The organism is Sphingomonas corticis (genome assembly GCF_012035195.1).
Taxonomy (GTDB): domain Bacteria; phylum Pseudomonadota; class Alphaproteobacteria; order Sphingomonadales; family Sphingomonadaceae; genus Sphingomonas; species Sphingomonas corticis.
Genome location: NZ_JAAVJH010000002.1, coordinates 210,275 through 230,081 on the forward strand (window position 1 = coordinate 210,275; position 19,807 = coordinate 230,081).

The following is a 19,807-nucleotide window of genomic DNA, read 5'->3' on the forward strand; positions in this document are numbered from 1 at the left end:
CGCGGTGCCCGACGCCTCCCGGCTCAGGAGAGGGGAAGAAGGATGGCGACCAAGCCGCCGCTGTCGGCCGATCAGATCGCCGACCTCAATGCGAAACACGTCAACGATCTGGACCGCGACTACGACCATCTGTGCCGGCAACTGGCCCGGCGAGGCGTCGACGCCGAGGCGGCTGTCGCGAAAGTGGCCGCCTTCTCCGTCGCGATCCCGACCTGGGGTGCGGGCCGCGGGGGCACGCGCTTCGCCAAGTTCCCGCTGGCGGGGGAGCCGACCAACATCCACGAGAAGCTGCAGGACTGCGCCGTCGTCCAGCAGCTCGCGACCGTTACCCCGCGGGTGAGCCCGCACCTCCCGTGGGACACGGTCGACGACTACGTGGGACTGCGTGAGGAGGCCGCGGAGCTCGGTCTCGGGTTCGATGCGATCAACTCGAACACCTTCCAGGACCAGGCGGGTCAGCCGCACAGCTATGCGACGGGTTCGTTGACCTCGTCCGACGCAGCGGTGCGCGCCCAGGCCGTTGAGCACAACGTCGAATGCATCGAGATCGGCCGCAAGCTGGGCAGCCGCGATCTCACGGTGTGGATCGGCGACGGCACCAACTTCCCCGGCCAGCAGGACCTGGGGCGGCAGTTCGACCGCTATCTCGACTCCGCGTCGGGGATCTACGCCGCCCTTCCCGACGACTGGCGGATGCTGCTCGAGCACAAGATGTACGAGCCGGCCTTCTACTCGACCGTCATCCAGGACTGGGGAACGTCGATCCTCGCCGCGCAGGAGCTCGGGCCCAAGGCCAAGTGCCTGGTCGATCTGGGTCATCACGCGCCGAACGTGAACATCGAGCAGATCGTCTCCCGGCTCCACCGGTTCGGGAAGCTCGGCGGCTTCCACTTCAACGACAGCAAGTACGGCGACGACGACCTGGATTCGGGTTCGATCAACCCGCACCAGCTCTTCCTCGTCTTCAACGAGCTGATCGAGGCGGAACGCAATCCGCGTGACGGGTTCGACCCGGCCTACATGATCGACCAGTCGCACAACGTCACCGATCCGATCGAGAGCATGCTCGTCTCGGCCGAGGCGATCGTCCAATGCTACGCCAAGGCTCTGCTGGTCGATCGCGACGCACTGCACGACGCGCAGGACCGTGACGACGTGACGATGGCGTTCCAGGCGCTGCGCCGCGCGTACACCGTCGACGTGACGCCGATCGTGGCGAAGGCGCGGGTCGAGGCGGGAGGCGCCTGCGACGTCATCGCGGCCTATCGCGCATCCGGATGGCGCGACCGCAAGGCGCAGGAGCGCAAGCCGGTCGGTCTGGGCGCCGGCATCGTGTAGTGATCTTCGGGCGCGCGCCCTTGTCGCAAGCACAGGTCTTGCAACCACAAAGTCGAGACCAGGTGAGTGACACTGCCTGGTACGGGCCGAGAAGAGAGGCTGGTGGGTCCGCCGGGGCTCGAACCCGGGACCTCTCGATTAAAAGTCGCTTGCTCTACCGACTGAGCTACGGACCCATGCGGCGGCGCCTAGGCCGTGTCAGGCGCGCAAGCAAGTGCCGCACGCGACGCCCCGTCACCGGATCGCGCCACGCCGGCGCCACCGCGGCGAGCGGCGCGAGCACGAAGCCGCGGTCGCGGAAGGCGGGATGCGGGATGGTCAGGCCCGGCGACGACCAGGCGCCGCCGCTCCACAGCACGAGGTCCAGATCGATGACGCGCGCCCCCCAGCGGCGGCCCGTCCGGCGGCCGAACGCCCGCTCGATCGCCTTCACCCGCGCCAGCATGGCGGGAGGATCGAGCGGGCTCGCCACCAGCGTCACCGCATTGGCGAAGGTGCGCGAGGAGGGGCCCACCGGCGCGGAGGAGAAGATCGGCGAGGCGAGGCCGCCGAGACGCTCCAGCGCCGCCGCCACTTCCGCGCGCGGCGCGCCGTGCCGCCCGCGCCGGTTGGAGCCGACGGCGACGACGTAGACGCGGGAAGGCTGGGAAACGGCCACGCGGCCACCCATTAAGGCGAGGTGACGTATTTCGCACCCTCTCCCATCATCGCCACCGAACCGCCGCGCGACTGCCCGCGCTGCCCGCGGCTGGTGACGCTTCGCGACGAACTGCGCGCCCAGCATCCCGACTGGTGGAACGCGCCCGTCAACGCCTTCGGCGATCCCGCCGCGTGGCTGGCGATCGTCGGTCTGGCGCCCGGCAAGCACGGCGCCAACCGCACCGGGCGGCCGTTCACCGGGGACTATTCGGGCGACCTGCTGTTCTCCACGCTGCGCCGCTACGGGCTGGCGCGCGGCAGCTACGCGGGGACGCCCGAGGACGACCTGGCGCTCGACGGCGCGATCATCATCAACGCGGTGAAATGCCTGCCACCTGCGAACAAGCCGACGCCGGAGGAGATCCGCAACTGCCGCCCGTTCCTGGCCGGGCAGGCGGGGGTATTGCCCCACGCGCGGGTGTTCGTGGCCCTGGGACAGATCGCGCACCAGTCGATCGTGAAGGTGCTGGGCGGACGGCTGCCCAAGGCGAAGTTCGGCCACCTCGCCGAGCACCGCCTGCCCGACGGGCGCGTGCTGATCGATAGCTACCATTGCAGCCGCTACAACCAGAACACCGGTCGGCTGACGACGGCGATGTTCGAGGCGGTGTTCGCGCGCGCGCTGGCCGTGCGCGACGGCCTTGCCGGGGAGGCTGTGCCGGCTACAGTCAGCGAATGATCTCCAGCGTGATTTCGGCCCTCCTGCTCGCCGCGGCGAGCCCCGCCGCCCCGACCCTCTCCGCCGAGCGGATCAAGGCCGACGTCAAGGTGCTGTCGAGCGACGGCTACAAGGGACGCGGCCCGGCGCAGTCGGGCGAAGCGCCGACGCTGGCCTATCTGGAGAAGCGGTTCCGCGACCTGGGGCTGAAGGTGGAGCGGCAGGCGGTGCCGCTGGTACGGCTGACGCGGACCGACGCCAGCTTCCGGCTCAACGGCAGGCCGCTGACGCCCGGGCGGGAGATCGCCGCCACGTCGGGCATCGTCGGCGCGACGCGGCTGGCGCCCACGCCGGTCGTCTTCGCCGGCTACGGCATCGCCGCGCAGGGCTACGATCCCTATGCCGGGGTCGACGTGAAGGGGAAGGTGGTCGTCGTGCTGGTCGGCGATCCCGATGGCGAGGCGGGGCGCGACCTGGGCTTCGGCGGGCGTGCGCTGACGCTGGCGGGGCGGACCAAGGCGGCGGAGGCGTGGAAGCGCGGCGCGGCGGCGGTGCTGACCATTCACGAGGATTTCGCCGCCAGCTATCCCTGGCTGCAACGCGCCAGCAGCGACCCCGCACCCGCCTATCGGCTGGACGACGGCAAGGCGGCGCCCGCGCTCGGCATTCGCGGCTCGCTGCGCGAGGATGTCGGCCGCGCGCTGCTGAAGGACGCCGGGCTTGACCTCGATCGCGAGAAGCTGGCGGCGCGCGACCCGGCGTGGCGGGCGAAGCCGCTCGCCGGCGTCACCTTCGCGGGCGAGGTGGAGACGCGCGAGGATCGCGTCGTCAGCCACAATGTCGTCGCGGTGCTGCCGGGCAGCGAACCCGCCGCGGGCAGCATCCTCTACGGCGCGCATTGGGACGCCTATGGCGAGAATGCGTTCGACCCGCCGGCGGACCGCATCCGCAACGGCGCGGTGGACAACGCCACCGGCACCGCGACGCTGCTGGAGGTGGCGCGCGCCTTCGCGAAGGGGCCGCGACCGCGGCGCTCGGTGGTGTTCGGCCTGTGGACCGCCGAGGAAAAGGGGTTGCTGGGTGCCTATCACTACGCCGCGCACCCGGTGCTGCCGCTGGCGACGACGGCGGCGCAGTTCAACCTCGATCCGCACGTCGTCTTCCCCGCGGTGCGCACGATCGAGCTGATCGGCGGCGGGCGCACCCCGCTGGAGGCGGAGCTGACCCGCGTCGCCGCGGCGCAGGGACTGAAACTGGTGCCGGAGGAGAACAGCGAGGCGGGCTGGTACTTCCGGTCGGACCACCTGCCCTTCGCGGAGAAGGGCGTGCCGGGCGTCTACTTCCGCGCCGGGCGCGAGCTGGCCCGCGGCGGTCGGGCGGCGGGGGAGGCGTGGCGCGCGCGCTACAACGCACGCTGCTATCACCAGACCTGCGACGCGTTCGATCCGGCCTGGGACATGACGGGCGCGGCACAGGAAGGAAGCGTGGCGCTGGCGCTGGGCCGGGAGATCGCCGGATCGACGGCGTGGCCGGGGTGGAACGCGGATGTGTCCTATGCCGCGGTGCGCGCCGCGAGCGCGGGCGAGCGGCGCTGACTATCCTCCCCGGTACGGGGAGGTCAGATATCCTCGACCAGCCGTCCGTACAGGTCCGGCCGGCGATCGCGGAAGAAGCCGAAGGCGGCACGGTGGCGCTTCACGCGGGCGAGGTCGAAGGTGGCGGTGATGACGCCCTCCTCCTCCCGGCCCAGCTCCGCCAGGATGTCGCCGCGCTCGTCCGCGATGAAGCTGGTGCCGTAGAAGGTCTGGCCGTGCTCGGTCCCGACCCGGTTCGAGGCGACGATCGGAACCACGTTCGACACCGCGTGGCCGACCATCGCGCGCCGCCACAGCCGCGCGGTGTCGAGCGACGTGTCGTGCGGCTCGCTGCCGATCGCGGTGGGATAGAACAGCACGTCCGACCCCATCAGCATCAGCGCGCGGGCGGTTTCCGGATACCATTGGTCCCAGCAGACGCCGACGCCCAGCGTCGTGCGCTCCGGCCCCTTCCACACCTTGAACCCGGTGTTCCCCGGGCGGAAGTAGAACTTCTCCTCGTATCCCGGCCCGTCGGGGATGTGGCTCTTGCGATAGACGCCCTGAATCTCGCCGTCTGGCCCGATCATCGCCAGGCTGTTGTAATGGTGCGGCCCGTCGAGTTCGAAGAAGCTGGTCGGAATATAGACCTGCAGCGCCTCCGCCAGCGCCTGCATCGCGAGCACCGCCTTGTGCCCGCCGACCGGCGCGGCGTTGGCGAACAGGCCCTCGTCCTCGACACGGCAGAAATACTCGCCCTCGAACAGCTCGGGCGGCAGGATCACCTTCGCCCCCTTTCCATGCGCTTCGCGCACGGCGTCGGAGACCTTGGCGATGTTGGCGTCGATGTCGCCGGAGAAGGCGAGCTGGATCGCGGCGACGGTGATCTCGGTCATGCGCGCGCATGTAGGCCCGCGAACCGCCGAGGGCCAGAGCGGGTAGCGTCGAACGTGCGACGCCCTCGCCCCGCAGACGCGCGCGTGCTACACGCCCCCGCCACAGCAAGAGGAGGCGACCATGACCCACCATCGCGATCCGTTCGACCTGCCCTGCTTTCGAGCGCTCGTCTAAGCGCCGCAAGGGCTTCCCGTCCGAGACCCGGGTGAAGCGCGGGCTGCGCTTCGTCCACGGGGACAAGGAACTGGTCGAGAAGCTCGGCCGCGAGGATCCGTGTCCTTGCCGGTCCGGGAGGAGATTTCAAGCGCTGCTGCCTCGCCGCCGGCGGATTTCGACGGCAGCGAACGGCATGATTACTGGCGCGATTGAGCGCCGCAGGGGCCGGCAGTGGCCGGCCCCGTTCACGCGATCAGCAAGCCCGCCAGCGCCGCGCTCATCAGGTTGGCGAGGCTGCCCGCCGCCAGCGCGCGCAGGCCGAGGCGCGCGATCGTGGGGCGCTGGTTGGGCGCCAGGCTGCCCGTCACCGCCATCTGGATCGCGATCGACGAGAAATTGGCGAAGCCGCACAGCGCGAAGGTGACGATGGCGACGGTGCGCGGGGACAGCTGCGCCGCCTGCTTGCCGAGGTCGATATAGGCGACGAACTCGTTCAGCACGATCTTCTCGCCGAACAGGCCGCCCGCGATCCCCGCCTCGTTCCACGGGATGTTGAGGAGGAACATCACTGGCTGGAAAATGTAGCCGAGCAGCCCCTGAAAGCTGAGCTCGGGATGGCCGAACCAGCCGCCGACGCCGCCGAGCAGCCCGTTGGCCAGCGCCACCAGCGCGACGAAGGCGAGCACCATCGCGCCCACCGCCACCGCCAGCTTCACGCCGGTCTGCGCGCCCTGCGCCGCGGCCATGATGAGGTTCGCGGGCTTCTCCTCGTCGTGCGTGGCATCGGGCAGCGGCTCGCCCGGCGTGCCCTCCGGCAGCAGCGCGGCGGGACCGCGGCCGGAGACGCGCCCTTCGGCCAGCGCGATCTCCCGGTCGGGATCCGGCGCGTCGCCCAGCGGCAGCTCGCCCTCGGGCGTGACGCTGCGGTCGGGCATGACGATCTTCGCCATCAGGATGCCGCCCGGCGCCGCCATGAAGCTGGCGGCGAGCAGATAGTCGATGCTGATCCCCATCGAGGCGTAGGCGGCCAGGATCGTGCCCGCCACGCCCGCCATCCCGCTGGTCATCACGGTGAACACCTGCGGCGGCGTCAGCCCGGCGAGATAGGGACGGATGACGAGCGGCGATTCGCTCTGCCCGACGAAGATGTTCGCGGCGGCGCACAGCGATTCGACCTTGCTGGTGCCGATCACCCGCTCGATCGCGCCGCCGATCCAGCGCACGACCAGCTGCATGACGCCGAGATAGTAGAGGATCGACACCAGGCTGGCGAAGAAGATGATGACGGGCAGCGCGGCGATGGCGAAGCTGGTGCCGCCCACCGCGGGACTGGCGAGATTGCCGAACAGGAATTCCGTCCCCTTCTGCGAATAGCCGAGCAGCGCCGCCACCCCCGCCGACGCTCCCGCCAGCGCGGCGCGCCCCGGCGTCCAGTACAGGACGATCACGGCGATCAGCGCCTGTAGCGCGAAGGCGCTGGCCACCACGCGCGGGCGAATGGCGCGGCGATCGGTGGAGAGCAGCAGCGCGAGGAGGAGGATAACGGCGATGCCGGCGATGCCGATGAGGATGCGCTGCATGGGTGATCCGCGAGAGTGAAAACGGCCGCGGCCCCCCGCGTGCGGCGCGCACCCTTACACGCTGCGGCGGAACGGGGAAGGGATCGTGCCATCCCACGCCGCGGTAAGCCCCTGGGAATTGACCCCGTCGCCCAAGCGTCTAGCGTCGCGGCGATGGATACGCCTCCGTCGCGGCTCTCGCCGCCCGCGCTTTTCGCCTTCTCGATCTTCTACGGCGGCATGGTCTGCATCGCGGGGGTTCTGGGCAACAAGCAGGTCGCCCTCGGCCCGCTGGCGGTCGAGGCAGGGATCTTCGCCTTCCTGCTGCTGGTCGTCACCTCCAGTGCGATCGCCGAACTTTATGGCCGCACGATCGCCAACCGGCTGGTGCAGATCGGCTTCGTGCCGCTGGTCGTGTCGATGCTGCTGACGTTCGTCGTGCTCGCCGTCCCCGCCTCGCCGGAGATGCAGCCCGACCGGCTGGGCGCGTTCGAGCTGATGATGGGCGCCACGCCCCGCATCTGGCTGGGCGGCATCGTCGCCTATGGCATTTCGCAGACGCTGAACGTCACGATCTTTGCCCAATTGAGGGAGATGGGGTTGAAGGGGCGGGAGGGGGCGGGGCTGCTCTGGTTCCGCGCCGGCCTCGCCAGCGTGCTGAGCCAGGTGGTCGACACGCTGCTGTTCGTCACCATCGCCTTCTACGGCGAGTTCCCGATCGGGCCGCTGCTGGTCGGGCAGATGCTGGCGAAGGTGGTGCTGTCCGCCGTGCTGGTGCCGCCGCTGATCTACCTGTTCGTCGGGCTGGGCCGGCGGCTCGATCGCTGAGCCGCCGGCCACGCGCTCACTTGTCCGGCCGCGCGGCGGCGTCGGCCATGGCGACGGCGGTGCCGCTCATCGGACGGATGTGGAACCACTCCTGCTTCTCGATCACGGTCAGGAACGCCAGCGCGCAGATGCCGAAGGCGAGCGCGAACAGCGAGGACCACAGGGTTTCGTTCGACCGGTTCATGCTGACTCCATTGATTGCGGGGCGGGAGATAGGAGTGCGGTTTCTCGCTCGTCTTAATCTGCCGTAACGATTTCTTGCTGCGTTGCAGCGTGTGGCTGGACGGCGGCAGGCGGTGCGGCTTCCGTGACGGGCGGCGTGCCGCTATGCGCCGGGCACGATGACCGATCCCACCCTTTCCCCCGCGCTGAAGGCAGAGACGCTGGTCGAGGCGCTGCCGTACCTGCAACGCTATGCCGGGCAGACCTTCGTCGTGAAATACGGCGGCCACGCGATGGGCGATCCCGAGGCGCAGGCCGATTTCGCCGAGGATGTGGTGCTGCTGAAGGCGGTGGGCATCAACCCCGTGGTCGTCCACGGCGGCGGCCCGCAGATCGGCGCGATGCTGAAGCGGCTGGGCGTCGAATCGCGCTTCGTCGACGGCTTGCGCGTGACCGACGCGGAGACCGCGCAGATCGCGGAGATGGTCCTCGCCGGATCGATCAACAAGGAGATCGTCGCCTGGATCGGCCGCGCCGGCGGGCGAGCGGTCGGCATCAGCGGCAAGGACGCGGGGCTCGTCCAGGCGGAGAAGGTGGGCGGACGCGACGCCGATCCGAACCAGGGGATCGAGCGCAAGGTGGACCTGGGCTTCGTCGGCGAGCCGGTGGCGGTGGACCGCCGCATCATCGATTCGCTGGTGCGCGACGGCATCATCCCGGTCATCGCACCGATCGGCATCGGCGCGGACGGCCACACGTACAACATCAACGCCGACACGATGGCGGGCGCCATCGCCGCCGCGCTGGGCGCGAAACGCTTCTTCCTGCTGACCGACGTGAAGGGCGTGCTCGACAAGCAGGGGGAGCTGCTGTCCGACCTGGCGCCGCAGGACGTGCGACGGCTGCGCGAGGACGGGACGATCAGCGGCGGCATGATCCCCAAGCTGGAGACCTGCGTCGCCGCGGTGGAGGCCGGGGTCGACGCCGCCGTGGTGCTGGACGGCCGCGTGCCGCACGCGATGCTGCTGGAAATCTTCACCAGGCGCGGCGCGGGCACGCTGATCCGGCGGGGGTAGGAAGGAGGCCTCACACAAAGGCACGAAGGCACGAAGAAGGGATCAAGCGCGGTTTGCGCGCAGCAGGTTTTCGCGACGTCGATGTCGCATCGTTCAGGTTATGATGCCGCAATCCTCCCTTCTTCCTTCGTGGCTTCGTGCCTTTGTGTGAGCGCCCCCACCCGTTCACCGCGCACGCCACGCCCCAGGGAGGAACGCCTTTCCGATCCGGTCCCATTTGCCCTACACCACGTTGCGGCGCGCCCCGCGTGCCCTATATCGGTGATACACCCTGTTCGGAGACCGTCTTGCTCTCGCTGACCATCATCCAGATCCTCCAGGTGCTGCTGAACGTGGTCTGGTGGGTCATCGTCATCCAGTTCGTGCTGTCGCTGCTGATCGTCTTCAACGTCATCAACACCGGCAGCCCGTTCATCCGCTCGCTCCACGACGGGCTCGACCGGCTGACCGAGCCGCTTTACCGGCCGATCCGCCGCATCCTTCCGAACACCGGCGGCATGGATTTCGCGCCCGCGGTGGTGCTGGTGCTGATGGCGATCCTCAACATCATCCTGAACAACGTGGCCGCCAGCATCCTGGCGGGCGGCGCGGTCTGAGGCCGCGGGCCTAGCCTATCGGCCCGCCGCGCATTATGCGGCGGGCATGACGGCACGGATCATCGACGGAAAGGCGTTCGCGGCCGGGCTGCGCGCGCGAGTGGGCGAGGGCGCGGCGGGGTTCGCGCGCGCGGCGGGGCGAAAGCCCGGCCTCGCCGTCGTGCTGGTGGGCGAGGATCCCGCCTCCTCGGTCTATGTCCGCTCCAAGGGAAAAGCGACGCTGGCCGCGGGCATGGAGTCGTTCGAGCATCGCCTGCCTGCCGACACCGACTCGGCGACGCTGCTGGCACTGGTCGACCGGCTGAACGCGGACGATGCGGTCGACGGCATCCTGGTCCAGCTGCCGCTGCCCGCGCACATCGACGAGCGCGCGGTGATCGCGCGGATCGACCCCGCCAAGGACGTGGACGGCTTCCACCCGGTCAACGCGGGCCGGCTGGCCACGGGGCTGGACGCGCTGGTGCCGTGCACCCCGCTCGGCTGCCTGATGCTGCTGAAGGACGCGCATCCGCATCTCGCCGGACTGGAGGCGGTGGTGATCGGCCGGTCGAACATCGTCGGCAAGCCGATGGGGCAGCTTCTCCTGCGCGAGAGCTGCACGGTGACGATGACGCACAGCCGCACCCGTGACATCTTCGCGCACGTGCGCCAGGCCGACATCCTGGTCGCCGCGGTCGGCATCCCCGGCTTCGTGCAAAAGGAATGGATCAAGCCCGGCGCGACGGTGATCGACGTCGGCATCAACCGCACCGACGCCGGGCTGGTCGGCGACGTGGCGGCGGACGCGGCGGAGGTGGCGGGCGCGATCACGCCGGTGCCGGGCGGCGTGGGGCCGATGACCATCGCCGTGCTGCTGCGCAACACCTTGGTCGCCGCCGGCCGGCGCGCGGGCGTGGCGGTGGACGAGTCCGCGCTTTGATCGAGCTCTTCGTCTCCGCCTTCGTCACCTTCTTCGTCGTCATCGACCCACCCGGCTGCGCGCCGATCTTCGCCTCGCTGACGGCGGGGACGACCGCCGCGCACCGCCGCGCCATGGCGGTGCGCGCCGTGATGGTGGCGGCGGCGATCCTGCTGGTCTTCGCGCTGGCGGGCGAGCCGCTGCTGCACGGCCTGGGCATCGAGCTCGCCTCGTTCCGCATCGCGGGCGGGATCATGCTGTTCCTGATCGCGCTGGAGATGGTGTTCGAGAAGCGGACGCAGCGGCGCGAGGATCGCGCGGCGAAGGTGACGCCGGACGAGGCGGAGGACGTCTCGATCTTTCCCATGGCGATGCCGATGATCGCCGGGCCGGGATCGATCGCGACGGTCATGCTGCTGGTCAGCCGCGCCGACGGCGTCGAGCGGACGTTCACCGTGCTGATGGCGCTGGCGGCGAACCTGGCGCTGATGCTGGTCGCGCTGCTGGCCGCCGGGCCGCTGATGCGGATCCTGGGGGCGAAGATCGAAGCGGTCATCACCCGACTGCTGGGCGTGCTGCTCGCCGCGCTGGCGGTGCAGTTCGTGATCGACGGGGTGCAGAGCCAGTTCGGCCTCGCCGTCAGCTGATCCGGAAGGCGCGGAAAGGCGATCCCTTCTTCAGCGGCACCGGCGCCAGCCAGTCGAACGTCTCCCCCTTTGCCAGCCGTGCGTAGAATCCCGCGGGGGAGCGCGCGCGGTAATTGGTCGATTCGGCCATGTTGGGGCAGACCAGCAAAAGCGTCGCGCCATGCGCCTTCATGATCGCGCGCGCCTGCGCCGGTGAGCGCTCGAAGGCGTGGTGAACGTCGAGGATGGCGTCGCCGTTGCGGTGATAGGGGCCGGCGATGGCGTCATGATGTGTCAGCGTGATGAGCCGCGGGCCCAGGTCGACGAAGGTGAAGACGGTCTGCCGCGGCAGTCGGTTCAGCGGCGCCATCGCCGGCAGCGTCAGGCAGCGGCCGGTGGAGCGATTGACGCGCCGCATGTACTTGCTCGTCGGATCGACGTTGAACCAGCCGATCGCCAGCCCGGCGAACTGGCCCGACACGAGCGTGAACAGCGCCACCGCGGCGAGCAGCTTGGCCGGCCACCAGCGCGGCGCCAGCAGCCACGGCACCGCCGCCCAGGCGAGCGCCGCCGCGCCGGGCACCGCCAGCAGCTGCGCCGCCGGCCCGGCGCGCGCCTGCCACAACAGCATCAGCGCGGCGAAGGCGGCGAACAGCGTCACCGCCGCCCACCCGCGCAACGCCGCCCCGCCCCGCGCCCGCCAGGTCGCGACCATTGCGCCGATCAGGCCGATCACCGGCAGCGCGACGATGGGCGCCGCGACGCGGAAGGCGTGCTTGTAGATCGGCTTCGCCTCCCGCACGTTCTTGAGCCAGCTCTCGTAGAGTTCGGGCGAGACCTGCTCGGGCCGCCCCAGGCAGTGCGGGAAGGCGAGCACGAAGAACGCCCCCACGGCCGCACCGGCGACCGCCGCCAGCGCCAGCCGCACGCCGGCGTGGCGCGGCGAGACGAGCGCCAGCGCCAGCAGCAGTCCCGCGGCCAGCACCACGGTCGACAGCCATACCGGCGTCAAGGCGTCGCAGCGCGGCACGCGGTTGGCGTAGGAGGCGAAGGTGGCGAACCCCGCCGCCGTGCCGCCGCCCAGCGCCAGCGCATAGGCAGCCAGCCGGTCGCGCTCGCGCGCGTCCGCGATCCAGGCGAGCGCGACGATGCCGCCCGCCATCGCGGCGTAGGGCAGCAACTCCAGGCCGATCGTCAGCGACACGGCGGTCGCGATGCCGACCGTCGCGCCCCCCCGTGCCGCGCGGGGATCGCACAGGCCGGCGACGGTCAGCGCCAGCATCGCCAGCTGCCAGCCGTGATGGTCGATCCGGTCGGGCATGAACATGCCGAGCGCGACCGTGGTCGCCAGGAACAGCGCGATGGCCAACGGCCAGGCGAGCGGCGCCACCAGCCGGCGCACGGTGGCACCCAGCGCGGCGAGCACGATCGCCATCGGCAGCAGCGGCGCGATCCCCGCGGCCAGCTTCTCCGCCGCAAAGGCGCCCGTGATCGGGCGGAAGATCAGCACCAGCGCGGCGATCGGCAGGTCGACCAGCCGCGACCAGTGGATGTCGAACCCCTTGGGCGGGTTCAGGCGATAGTTGGTGAGGTCGAACCAGCCCTGCCCGGCGAGCCACGCGCGGACCTGCATCATCCGCATGTTGTCGTCGGTATCGCCCAGGCTGAAATACTGGATCGCGGTCCACTTCTGCCACACGTACCAGGCGGCGACGGCGAACCAGACAAGCCACGTCAGGTCGAGCCAGTAGCGGTCGAGAAAGCGCGACAGGCGGCGCAGGCGCGATCCGGTCATGCCGGCGCGCGCCCGGGGCGATCGGCGTCGCATCGCCGGGGGGCGGACACGGCCGTTGCCACTTCTATCGCCACGACCTAGACGCCCGAACCATCACGCGCCCGCCCTAATGCGGTGCGCGCAAAGGGCAAGGTTCGTGGCGGCGCTCGATATCGGTCGACAAGGTGAGGCACGCGCCATGTTCTGGCAGCTGGTACGCTTCGGCATCGCGGGCGGGATCACCACGCTGATCTACTGCGTCGTGTACCTGCCGCTCACCGCCTGGGTGCTGCCGCACGCGCAGGCGGTCTATGCCGTGCCGCCGTCCTTCGCCGTGGCGGTGACGTGCGGCTTCTTCCTGCACAGCCGCTTCAGCTTTCGCGGCCACGGCACGCGCGCGCCCGGCCTGTCCCAGCAGGCGAAGTTCGTCGCGGTGCAGGCGACCGGCATGGCGCTGAACGCGATCGTCACCTGGGTCGGCACGGCGAAGCTGGGCCTGGCGCCGTGGGTACCGCTGTTGCCCGCGATCGTGCTGGCGACGATGCTCACCTTCCTGCTCAACCGCTATCTGGTGTTCAAATAGATGGATCGCCGCGTCTACGACCGCATGGCGGAGCATGATTCCACCCATTGGTGGTATCGCGCGCGCCGCGACATCCTGTCCGACTATCTCGCGCGCTACGGCGGGCTGCCGGGCGATGCGCGCATCCTGGAGATCGGCTGCGGCACCGGGCACAACCTGCCGATGCTGAGCGGCTTCGGCACCGTCGACGCGATCGAGATCGATCCCGCCGCGCGCGCGATCGCCAGCGCGCGGCTCGGCCGGCCGGTGGGCGACGCGCCGCTGCCCGCGCTGCCGGGGGTGGAGCGCGGCGCCTATGATCTGGTCGCGGTGCTGGACGTGGTGGAGCATATCGAAGACGACGTCGCCGCGCTGGCCGCGATGCGCGCCTGCCTCGCCCCCGGCGGCAAGGTGCTGATCGCCGTTCCCGCGCACCAGTGGATGTGGAGCGCGCACGATGTGGTGAACCATCACCACCGCCGCTATTCCAAGGCGACGCTGGTGAAGGCGATCCGCGCGGCGGGGCTGCGCGAGCGCAAGCTCGGCTATTTCAACTCGCTGCTGTTCCCGCTGGCGGCCGCGGCGCGGGTGGCGGGGCGGATCACCGGCCGCGACGACAGCGACGATTCGCCTCCGGCCGCCCCGGTCAACGCGCTGTTCGAGCGCATCTTCCGCGTGGAGCGGCATCTCGTCGGGCGGGTACCGATGCCGATCGGCGTGTCGATCGTGACGCTGGCGGAGCCGGTTTGAGAGCAGCAGGCTCGGGCGAAGGCACGAAGCCACGAAGAAGGAAGATCGTCGCGCGGAGGCGCGGAGGCGCAGAGAGGTTTCGCCATCGGTGGTCTCCTCGCGTCAGCGAGAACCCTATCCGCGCGGCAGCCATGACTTGGATCCGCCTGCGGCGGCTAGGAAACGGGCCGCGAGCGCAACTCTCCGCGTCTCTGCGCCTCCGCGCGAACAAACCTTCTTCTGTCTTCCTTCTCAGACGCGCTCCTCGCTTGCCACCAGCGCATCGGGAATGCGCGTGCCCTCCGCCTGGAAGCCCAGCGTCGCGCGCCCATGGACCTGGCCGGCGATGTCGGCGACCAGGTACAAAGGGCGCCGCTTCGCCTCGATGTACAGGCGGCCGAGATACTCGCCGATCATGCCCAGCACGAACATCTGGATCGACGAGAGGACGACGACGACCAGCATGGTCGAGGTCCATCCCTGCACCCGCTCGCCGCTGAAATACCCCCACGCGATGTAGAACAGCAGCAGCAGCGAGCAGGCGGCGAGCACCACGGACAGGTGGCTCGCCCAGCGTAGCGGCGCGGTGGAGAAACCGGTGACGGCGTCGAGCGCGAGGCGCACCATCTTGCCAAGGGGATAGTTGGTCTCGCCCGCGTGCCGCTCCGCGCGGTCGTAGGCGAAGGGGATCTGCCGGAAGCCGACCCACGCCACCATGCCGCGGATGAAGCGCGCCTGTTCGGGCAGCGCCAACAGCGCGTCGAGCGCGCGGCGCGTCATCAGCCGGAAGTCGCCGGTGTCCAGCGGGATCGGCGTGTCCGTCACCCGGTCGAGCACGCGGTAGAACAGCGCCGCCGTCGCCTTCTTGAACCAGGTCTCGCCATCGCGCTTGCGGCGCACGGCGTAGACCACGTCCGCGCCCTCGCGCGCCATCGCCGCGCGCATGTCGGCCAGCAGTTCGGGCGGGTCCTGCAGGTCGGCGTCGATGACCAGGATCTGCTGGCCCGAGCACAGGTCCAGCCCGGCGGTCAGCGCCAGCTGGTGCCCGTGGTTGCGCGACAGGTTGATCGCGACGACGCGGCGGTCGGCGGCGGACAGCGCCTGCATCGCCGCCCAGCTGCCGTCGCGCGAGCCGTCGTTGACCAGCACGATCTCGTGGTCGTCGCCCACCGCCGCGCGCGCCGCCGCGGAGACGCGGGCGTGGAGCAGCGGCAGCGTCGCTTCCTCGTTGTAGCAGGGGACGACGACGGAAAGCGCGGGGCGGTGCATGGCGCCCCGCCGTTACCCCGTGGTGACGACCTTGACCAGCATTCCGGCGCGCAGCGGCTGGTCGTCCTCCAGCGCGTTCAGCGTGACGAACCGCTCGCGCTTGAAATCGGGATAGGCCATCTGCCGCGCGAAGGTGTCGATCGTCTCGCCCGCCCTCACCGTGCGGATGCGGATGCGTCGCCCGCTCTCCGCGGCGTCGAAGCGCAGCCCGTCGAGCCGGCGCAGGAAGGCGGTGTCCTGCGGCGGCTCGGTCATCGGGCGGCCGGCCTCCTCCGCCAGCCGGGCGGCGCGGCGCACGCGATCCGGGCCGTTGGGGTGGGTCGACGCCCAGCTCGGCAGGCGGCCCTGCTGCCCGCCCTTGATCTCCGCGTTCAGGCTGGTCGACGCGTCGAGCTGCGCCAGCATGTCCGCGGCGGCATAGGGATCGTATCCCGCCTTGGTGATGTAGCGGACGCCCAGCCCGTCGGCGGCATATTCCTGGTCGCGGCCGTATTTCAGCGAGTAGAGCTGCGCCGCCCCGCTCGCCGCGCGCCCGGCGAGCTGGCCCGCGGTGCTGTTCCCCGCCGCCGCTCCGACCACCGCGGCCAGCACGCTTCCGATCGTGCTGGTGCGGTTGCGCGAGCTGGAGTGGCGCGCCGCGACGTGGCCGACCTCATGCCCCATCACGCTCGCCAGCTCCGCCTCCGAATTCATGATGCCGAGCAGCTGCCGCGTGACGTAGATGTAGCCGCCGGGAATGGCGAAGGCGTTCTCCACCGGCGAATCCAGCAGCGCGACGGTGAAGTCGCTCTGCGCGTTGGACAGGCCGGACTGCACGGCGACGCGCTTGCCCACCTGCTCGACATAGGCCGCCTGCGGCCCGGCGTACTTGCCGCCGAACTCGGCCAGCAGCTGCGGGTTGGCCCGCGCGCCCAGCTGCTTGTCGGCGGCGGAAATGGCCTGCACCTCTTGCGCCGCGGCCGGCGCGGCGATGGCGAGAACGCTGGCGAGCAGCAGCGGCTTGAGCATCGACTTTCCTCCCGTTTCGGCCACGTAATGCGGGAGGGAGGCGATGGGTTGCACGCGGTTCGCGCGTTCACCCTCACCCTTCCGCGGCTTCGCCGCTCCCTCCCGCTCCCATCGGGAGAGGGAACGGGCCCGCTCGGCGCAGCCGAGTGGGAAGGGTGAGGGCGACTGTATCTACCGTCCCACCGCCAGGTCCTTGAACGCCGCGTCCTTGTCCGTGCGGATCTCGCCCGGCAGGCCCAGGACGCGCTCGGCGATGATGTTCTTCAGGATCTCGTCGGTGCCGCCGGCGATGCGCAGGCCGGGCGCGTTGAGCGTCGCCGACTGGAACAGGCCCTTCAGCGGCGCCAGCGCGGGATCGGCGATGATGCCGTATTGGTCCATCGCCTCCACGGCGGAATTGCCGATGTCCTGCAGCTGGTTGGCGGCGATCACCTTGCCAATCGAGCTCTCCGGCCCGGGCGTCTGCCCGCGGCTGAGCGCGGTGATGGTACGCATCCGCGTGTTGCGCAGCCCCTCCGCCTGCACCCACCAGTCGGCCAGCTTCTGCCGGAAGGCTGGATCGTGGAGCAGCTTGCCCTCTCCGGCATCGACCTCGCGCGCCAGCTTCAGGATTTCCTTGGGTCCCGCGCCGCCGCCGCCGCCGACCGCCAGCCGCTCGTTCATCAGCGTCACCAGCGCCACCTTCCAGCCGTCGTCCACGCGCCCCAGCCGCTGCGCGTCGGGAATGCGGACGTCGGTGAAATACACCTCGTTGAAGTTCGACCCGCCCGACATCTGGTGGATCGGCCGGATCTCCACGCCGGGCGAGCGCAGGTCCAGCCAGAACATGGTCAGGCCCTTGTGCTTGGGCACGTCGGTGTTCGTGCGGACGAGGACGATGCCATAGTCGCTGTAGTGCGCGCCGGAGGTCCACACCTTCTGCCCGTTGACGACCCAGTCGTCGCCGTCCCGCACCGCGCGGGTGCGGATCGCGGCCACGTCGGAACCGCCCGCCGGCTCGCTGAACAATTGCGACCAGATCTCCTCGCCGCGCAGCGCCGGGCCGACGAAGCGCTGCTTGGTCGCATCGTCGGCGAAGGCCATGACGGTGGGCACGCACATCCCCAGGCCGATGGTGAAATAGCCGTACTGGACGGGATGCTTCGCCTCTTCCTGGCCGAAGATCACCGACTGGATCGGCGTGCCGCCGCCGCCGCCCCACTCCTTCGGCCAGGTGATCTGCGCGTAGCCTGCCGCGGCCTTGCGCGCCTGCCACGCGCGGGCGGCGGCCATGTCGTCGGCGTGGGACGCGGCCTTGTGCTCGGCGACGTTGGCGGCGAGCCAGTCACGCGCGGCGGCGCGATAGGCGGCTTCCTCGGGTGTGTCGTTGAAGTCCATGTCACTTGCCTTCCGTTCGTGCCGAGCCTGTCGAGGCACGTGCCCCGCACACGCCCTTCGACAAGCTCAGGGCGAACGGGGAGGGGGATCGTCTTTACGCCGCGTTGCGCGTCTCCAGCTGGCCCACCAGCCGTTCCTTCCACGTCGCCGGCGCTCCCGCCACCAGCGACAGCTGGCGCGAGCGGCGATAGTAGAGCTGGGGATCGGCCTCCCAGGTGAAGCCGATGCCGCCGTGGGTCTGGATGTTCTCCTTCGACGCGAACCAGAACGCCTCCGACGCGGCGACCCGCGCGGTGGCGGCGGCGAGGGGGAGTTCGGCGGCCGAGGTGTTGAGCGCCCATGCGCCGTAATAGGCGTTGGACCGGGCCACCTCGTTCTTCACGTAGATGTCGGCCAGCTTGTGCTTGATCGCCTGATAGCCGCCGATCTGCCGGCCGAAGGCGTAGCGGTCGAGGGCGTAGCCCTTCGCCATTTCCAGGCACTTGTCCGCGCCGCCCAGCTGCTCGAACGCGAGCAGCACCGCGGCGCGATCCAGCACCGCCTGCATCGCCGCCACGCCGTCCTCGTCGCCCAATCGCTCGGCCGCATGGTCGAAGGTGACGCGGGCGGCGGGGCGCGTGGGGTCCAGCGTCTGCAACACCTGCGCCTCTGCCCGTCCCTCGACCAGATAGAGGCCATCCTCGGCGAGGACGACGAAGAGGTCGGCGATGTTGCCGTCGGTGACGGGAATCTTGGTGCCCGTCAGCCGCCCGTCGACGACCCGCGTGCGGATGGCTCCGATCGGGCCCGGTCCCTCCGACGTGGCGAAGGCGCCGATCACCTCGCCCGCGGCGATCCGCGGCAGCCACGCCGCCTTCTGCGCGTCCGAGCCGAACAGCATCAGCGCCTCGGCGACGAAATAGACCGTGGAGGCGAAGGGGATCGGCGCGCAGGCGCGGCCCAGCTCCTCGGCGAGGCCGCAGAGCTCGACATGGCCGAGGCCGAGGCCGCCATGCTCCTCCGGAATGGCGGCACCCAGCCAGCCCTGCTCCGCCACCGCGCGCCACAGCGCCTCGTCATAGTGGCGATCGTCATGGTCGAGCACGCCGCGCACGACGGCCACGTCGCAGCGCGCCGCGAGGAACCTGCGCGCCTCGTCCTTGAGCATCTTTTGATCGTCGGAATAGTCGAAGTTCATCTCTCTCCCTCTCCCCGACCCTCTCCCCGCGAGCGGAGAGAGGGAGAAATCACCGCGGCTGCATCCGGATCGCGCCGTCCAGCCGCACGTCCTCCCCGTTGAAATAGCTGTTGCGGATCATCTCCAGCGCCAGCCGCGCATATTCTTCCGGCATGCCCAGCCGCTTGGGGAAGGGCACCATGGCGGACAGCGCCGCCTTCACCTGCGGCTTGGCGCGGCCCAGCAGGGGCGTGTCGAAGATGCCCGGGAGGATGGTGTTGCACCGGATGCCCTCCGCGGCCAGGTCGCGCGCGACGTTCAGCGTCATGCCGACGATGCCCGCCTTCGCGCTGGTATAGGCGACCTGCCCGATCTGCCCGTCCTCCGCTGCGACGCTGGCGGTGTTGACGATGGCGCCGCGGTCGCCGTCGTCGGTCGGCGGCAGCGTCATCATCCCCGCCGCGCTGCCGACGATGCAGCGGAAGCTGCCGATCAGGTTCAGCTCGATCGTCCTCACGTAATTCTCGATCGGATAGGGTGTGATCGCCCCATCCTCCTTCGAGCGCGCGACCGTCTTGTTCGGCCCGCCGAAACCGCCGCCGGCGCAGTTGACGAGGATGCGCTCCTGCCCGTTGGCGGCGCGTGCCGCGGCGAAGCCGGAGTCGACCGAGGCCTGGTCCATCACGTCGACTTCGACGTAGGTCGCGCCGATCTCCTGCGCGACTCCCGGGCCGACCTGAGCGTTCCTGTCGAACAGCGCGACCTTCACGCCCTCGGAAATCAACGCCCTGGCCGTCGCCAGTCCCAGACCCGACGCGCCGCCGGTCACGATCGCTGCGATTGGCGGTCCGAGTTTCATGCCCTC

Annotated in this window: 20 protein-coding genes and 1 tRNA gene; 10 read left to right on the forward strand and 11 right to left on the reverse strand. The window is 70.2% G+C overall.

What is annotated here, in order from left to right; genetic code table 11:
- The first annotated feature begins 42 nt into the window (after positions 1 to 42).
- Complete coding sequence (locus tag HBH26_RS03730) at positions 43 to 1,338, forward strand: sugar isomerase (RefSeq protein ID WP_168133256.1); 1,296 nt, start codon at positions 43 to 45, stop codon at positions 1,336 to 1,338.
- Between the two features lie 100 nt (positions 1,339 to 1,438).
- On the opposite strand, the gene HBH26_RS03735 is transcribed toward HBH26_RS03730, so the two are convergent.
- A tRNA-Lys gene (locus HBH26_RS03735) sits at positions 1,439 to 1,514 on the reverse strand.
- Positions 1,505 to 1,996: a 2-amino-4-hydroxy-6-hydroxymethyldihydropteridine diphosphokinase gene (gene folK, locus HBH26_RS03740; protein WP_420824973.1), complete on the reverse strand. Its 492-nt coding sequence runs from the start codon at positions 1,994 to 1,996 to the stop codon at positions 1,505 to 1,507. The genes HBH26_RS03735 and folK overlap by 10 nt, the downstream gene beginning before the upstream one ends.
- 21 nt (positions 1,997 to 2,017) lie before the next feature.
- On the opposite strand from folK, the gene HBH26_RS03745 reads away from it, so the two are divergent.
- Together HBH26_RS03745 and HBH26_RS03750 are read left to right on the forward strand one after the other, a co-directional pair.
- On the forward strand, positions 2,018 to 2,716 hold the full coding sequence (locus tag HBH26_RS03745) for a uracil-DNA glycosylase family protein (protein WP_168133258.1): 699 nt from the start codon (positions 2,018 to 2,020) through the stop codon (positions 2,714 to 2,716).
- Entirely contained in the window at positions 2,713 to 4,290 is a 1,578-nt protein-coding gene (locus tag HBH26_RS03750; protein ID WP_168133259.1) for a M28 family peptidase, read from the forward strand. The genes HBH26_RS03745 and HBH26_RS03750 overlap by 4 nt, the downstream gene beginning before the upstream one ends.
- Before the next feature lie 23 nt (positions 4,291 to 4,313).
- Here the strand turns inward: HBH26_RS03750 and aguB are convergent, their stop codons facing one another.
- Together aguB and HBH26_RS03760 are read right to left on the reverse strand one after the other, a co-directional pair.
- The gene (gene aguB, locus HBH26_RS03755; protein WP_168133260.1) at positions 4,314 to 5,165 is read right to left on the reverse strand and encodes an N-carbamoylputrescine amidase; all 852 of its coding nucleotides are present in this window, start codon (positions 5,163 to 5,165) and stop codon (positions 4,314 to 4,316) included.
- A 402-nt stretch (positions 5,166 to 5,567) separates the two neighbouring features.
- Entirely contained in the window at positions 5,568 to 6,902 is a 1,335-nt protein-coding gene (locus HBH26_RS03760; RefSeq protein ID WP_168133261.1) for a NupC/NupG family nucleoside CNT transporter, read from the reverse strand.
- Between the two features lie 153 nt (positions 6,903 to 7,055).
- Here HBH26_RS03760 and HBH26_RS03765 point away from each other — a divergent pair, with 153 nt between their 5' ends.
- Positions 7,056 to 7,709 (forward strand): queuosine precursor transporter, encoded by a 654-nt coding sequence (locus HBH26_RS03765; RefSeq protein ID WP_168133262.1) that lies wholly within the window; start codon positions 7,056 to 7,058, stop codon positions 7,707 to 7,709.
- Positions 7,710 to 7,725: 16 nt separating this feature from the next.
- Here HBH26_RS03765 and HBH26_RS03770 read toward each other — a convergent pair whose 3' ends face one another.
- The gene (locus tag HBH26_RS03770) at positions 7,726 to 7,893 is read right to left on the reverse strand and encodes a hypothetical protein (protein WP_168133263.1); all 168 of its coding nucleotides are present in this window, start codon (positions 7,891 to 7,893) and stop codon (positions 7,726 to 7,728) included.
- A gap of 157 nt (positions 7,894 to 8,050) precedes the next feature.
- On the opposite strand from HBH26_RS03770, the gene argB reads away from it, so the two are divergent.
- From argB to HBH26_RS03790, 4 genes are all read left to right on the forward strand, one after another.
- Complete coding sequence (gene argB / locus HBH26_RS03775; RefSeq protein ID WP_168133264.1) at positions 8,051 to 8,947, forward strand: acetylglutamate kinase; 897 nt, start codon at positions 8,051 to 8,053, stop codon at positions 8,945 to 8,947.
- A 287-nt stretch (positions 8,948 to 9,234) separates the two neighbouring features.
- Entirely contained in the window at positions 9,235 to 9,543 is a 309-nt protein-coding gene (locus HBH26_RS03780) for a YggT family protein (RefSeq protein WP_168133265.1), read from the forward strand.
- A gap of 46 nt (positions 9,544 to 9,589) precedes the next feature.
- Positions 9,590 to 10,462: a bifunctional methylenetetrahydrofolate dehydrogenase/methenyltetrahydrofolate cyclohydrolase FolD gene (gene folD, locus HBH26_RS03785; RefSeq protein WP_168133266.1), complete on the forward strand. Its 873-nt coding sequence runs from the start codon at positions 9,590 to 9,592 to the stop codon at positions 10,460 to 10,462.
- Positions 10,459 to 11,088 carry a MarC family protein gene (locus HBH26_RS03790; protein WP_168133267.1) on the forward strand — a complete coding sequence of 210 codons (630 nt, stop codon included), beginning with the start codon at positions 10,459 to 10,461 and terminating at the stop codon, positions 11,086 to 11,088. Before folD ends, HBH26_RS03790 begins: the two co-directional genes overlap by 4 nt.
- On the opposite strand, the gene HBH26_RS03795 is transcribed toward HBH26_RS03790, so the two are convergent.
- Entirely contained in the window at positions 11,081 to 12,862 is a 1,782-nt protein-coding gene (locus tag HBH26_RS03795) for an AcrB/AcrD/AcrF family protein (RefSeq protein WP_168133268.1), read from the reverse strand. The two genes, HBH26_RS03790 and HBH26_RS03795, sit on opposite strands and share 8 nt — an antisense overlap.
- A 136-nt stretch (positions 12,863 to 12,998) precedes the next feature.
- Here HBH26_RS03795 and HBH26_RS03800 point away from each other — a divergent pair, with 136 nt between their 5' ends.
- Together HBH26_RS03800 and HBH26_RS03805 are read left to right on the forward strand one after the other, a co-directional pair.
- Entirely contained in the window at positions 12,999 to 13,424 is a 426-nt protein-coding gene (locus HBH26_RS03800; RefSeq protein WP_338057227.1) for a GtrA family protein, read from the forward strand.
- Entirely contained in the window at positions 13,425 to 14,153 is a 729-nt protein-coding gene (locus tag HBH26_RS03805) for a class I SAM-dependent methyltransferase (protein WP_168133269.1), read from the forward strand.
- 231 nt (positions 14,154 to 14,384) lie between these two features.
- Here the strand turns inward: HBH26_RS03805 and HBH26_RS03810 are convergent, their stop codons facing one another.
- From HBH26_RS03810 to HBH26_RS03830, 5 genes are all read right to left on the reverse strand, one after another.
- Complete coding sequence (locus tag HBH26_RS03810; protein ID WP_168133270.1) at positions 14,385 to 15,401, reverse strand: glycosyltransferase family 2 protein; 1,017 nt, start codon at positions 15,399 to 15,401, stop codon at positions 14,385 to 14,387.
- A 12-nt stretch (positions 15,402 to 15,413) separates the two neighbouring features.
- On the reverse strand, positions 15,414 to 16,409 hold the full coding sequence (locus HBH26_RS03815) for a M48 family metalloprotease (protein WP_168133271.1): 996 nt from the start codon (positions 16,407 to 16,409) through the stop codon (positions 15,414 to 15,416).
- A gap of 171 nt (positions 16,410 to 16,580) precedes the next feature.
- Positions 16,581 to 17,786: an acyl-CoA dehydrogenase family protein gene (locus HBH26_RS03820; RefSeq protein WP_168133272.1), complete on the reverse strand. Its 1,206-nt coding sequence runs from the start codon at positions 17,784 to 17,786 to the stop codon at positions 16,581 to 16,583.
- Between the two features lie 94 nt (positions 17,787 to 17,880).
- Positions 17,881 to 18,963: an acyl-CoA dehydrogenase family protein gene (locus tag HBH26_RS03825; protein WP_168133273.1), complete on the reverse strand. Its 1,083-nt coding sequence runs from the start codon at positions 18,961 to 18,963 to the stop codon at positions 17,881 to 17,883.
- Positions 18,964 to 19,012: 49 nt separating this feature from the next.
- Positions 19,013 to 19,801 carry an SDR family NAD(P)-dependent oxidoreductase gene (locus HBH26_RS03830; protein WP_168133274.1) on the reverse strand — a complete coding sequence of 263 codons (789 nt, stop codon included), beginning with the start codon at positions 19,799 to 19,801 and terminating at the stop codon, positions 19,013 to 19,015.
- Positions 19,802 to 19,807: the final 6 nt, after the last annotated feature.

What these genes read in the sequence shown, in the direction of transcription:
- HBH26_RS03795 (WP_168133268.1), bottom strand. Translation starts at nt 12,862, where the DNA reads ATGACCGGATCGCGCCTGCGCCGCCTGTCGCGCTTTCTCGACCGCTAC.
- aguB (WP_168133260.1), bottom strand. Translation starts at nt 5,165, where the DNA reads ATGACCGAGATCACCGTCGCCGCGATCCAGCTCGCCTTCTCCGGCGAC.
- HBH26_RS03750 (WP_168133259.1), top strand. Translation starts at nt 2,713, where the DNA reads ATGATCTCCAGCGTGATTTCGGCCCTCCTGCTCGCCGCGGCGAGCCCC.
- HBH26_RS03760 (WP_168133261.1), bottom strand. Translation starts at nt 6,902, where the DNA reads ATGCAGCGCATCCTCATCGGCATCGCCGGCATCGCCGTTATCCTCCTC.
- HBH26_RS03770 (WP_168133263.1), bottom strand. Translation starts at nt 7,893, where the DNA reads ATGAACCGGTCGAACGAAACCCTGTGGTCCTCGCTGTTCGCGCTCGCC.
- HBH26_RS03765 (WP_168133262.1), top strand. Translation starts at nt 7,056, where the DNA reads ATGGATACGCCTCCGTCGCGGCTCTCGCCGCCCGCGCTTTTCGCCTTC.
- argB (WP_168133264.1), top strand. Translation starts at nt 8,051, where the DNA reads ATGACCGATCCCACCCTTTCCCCCGCGCTGAAGGCAGAGACGCTGGTC.
- HBH26_RS03805 (WP_168133269.1), top strand. Translation starts at nt 13,425, where the DNA reads ATGGATCGCCGCGTCTACGACCGCATGGCGGAGCATGATTCCACCCAT.
- HBH26_RS03830 (WP_168133274.1), bottom strand. Translation starts at nt 19,801, where the DNA reads ATGAAACTCGGACCGCCAATCGCAGCGATCGTGACCGGCGGCGCGTCG.
- HBH26_RS03815 (WP_168133271.1), bottom strand. Translation starts at nt 16,409, where the DNA reads ATGCTCAAGCCGCTGCTGCTCGCCAGCGTTCTCGCCATCGCCGCGCCG.
- HBH26_RS03825 (WP_168133273.1), bottom strand. Translation starts at nt 18,963, where the DNA reads ATGAACTTCGACTATTCCGACGATCAAAAGATGCTCAAGGACGAGGCG.
- HBH26_RS03820 (WP_168133272.1), bottom strand. Translation starts at nt 17,786, where the DNA reads ATGGACTTCAACGACACACCCGAGGAAGCCGCCTATCGCGCCGCCGCG.
- folD (WP_168133266.1), top strand. Translation starts at nt 9,590, where the DNA reads ATGACGGCACGGATCATCGACGGAAAGGCGTTCGCGGCCGGGCTGCGC.
- HBH26_RS03810 (WP_168133270.1), bottom strand. Translation starts at nt 15,401, where the DNA reads ATGCACCGCCCCGCGCTTTCCGTCGTCGTCCCCTGCTACAACGAGGAA.
- HBH26_RS03730 (WP_168133256.1), top strand. Translation starts at nt 43, where the DNA reads ATGGCGACCAAGCCGCCGCTGTCGGCCGATCAGATCGCCGACCTCAAT.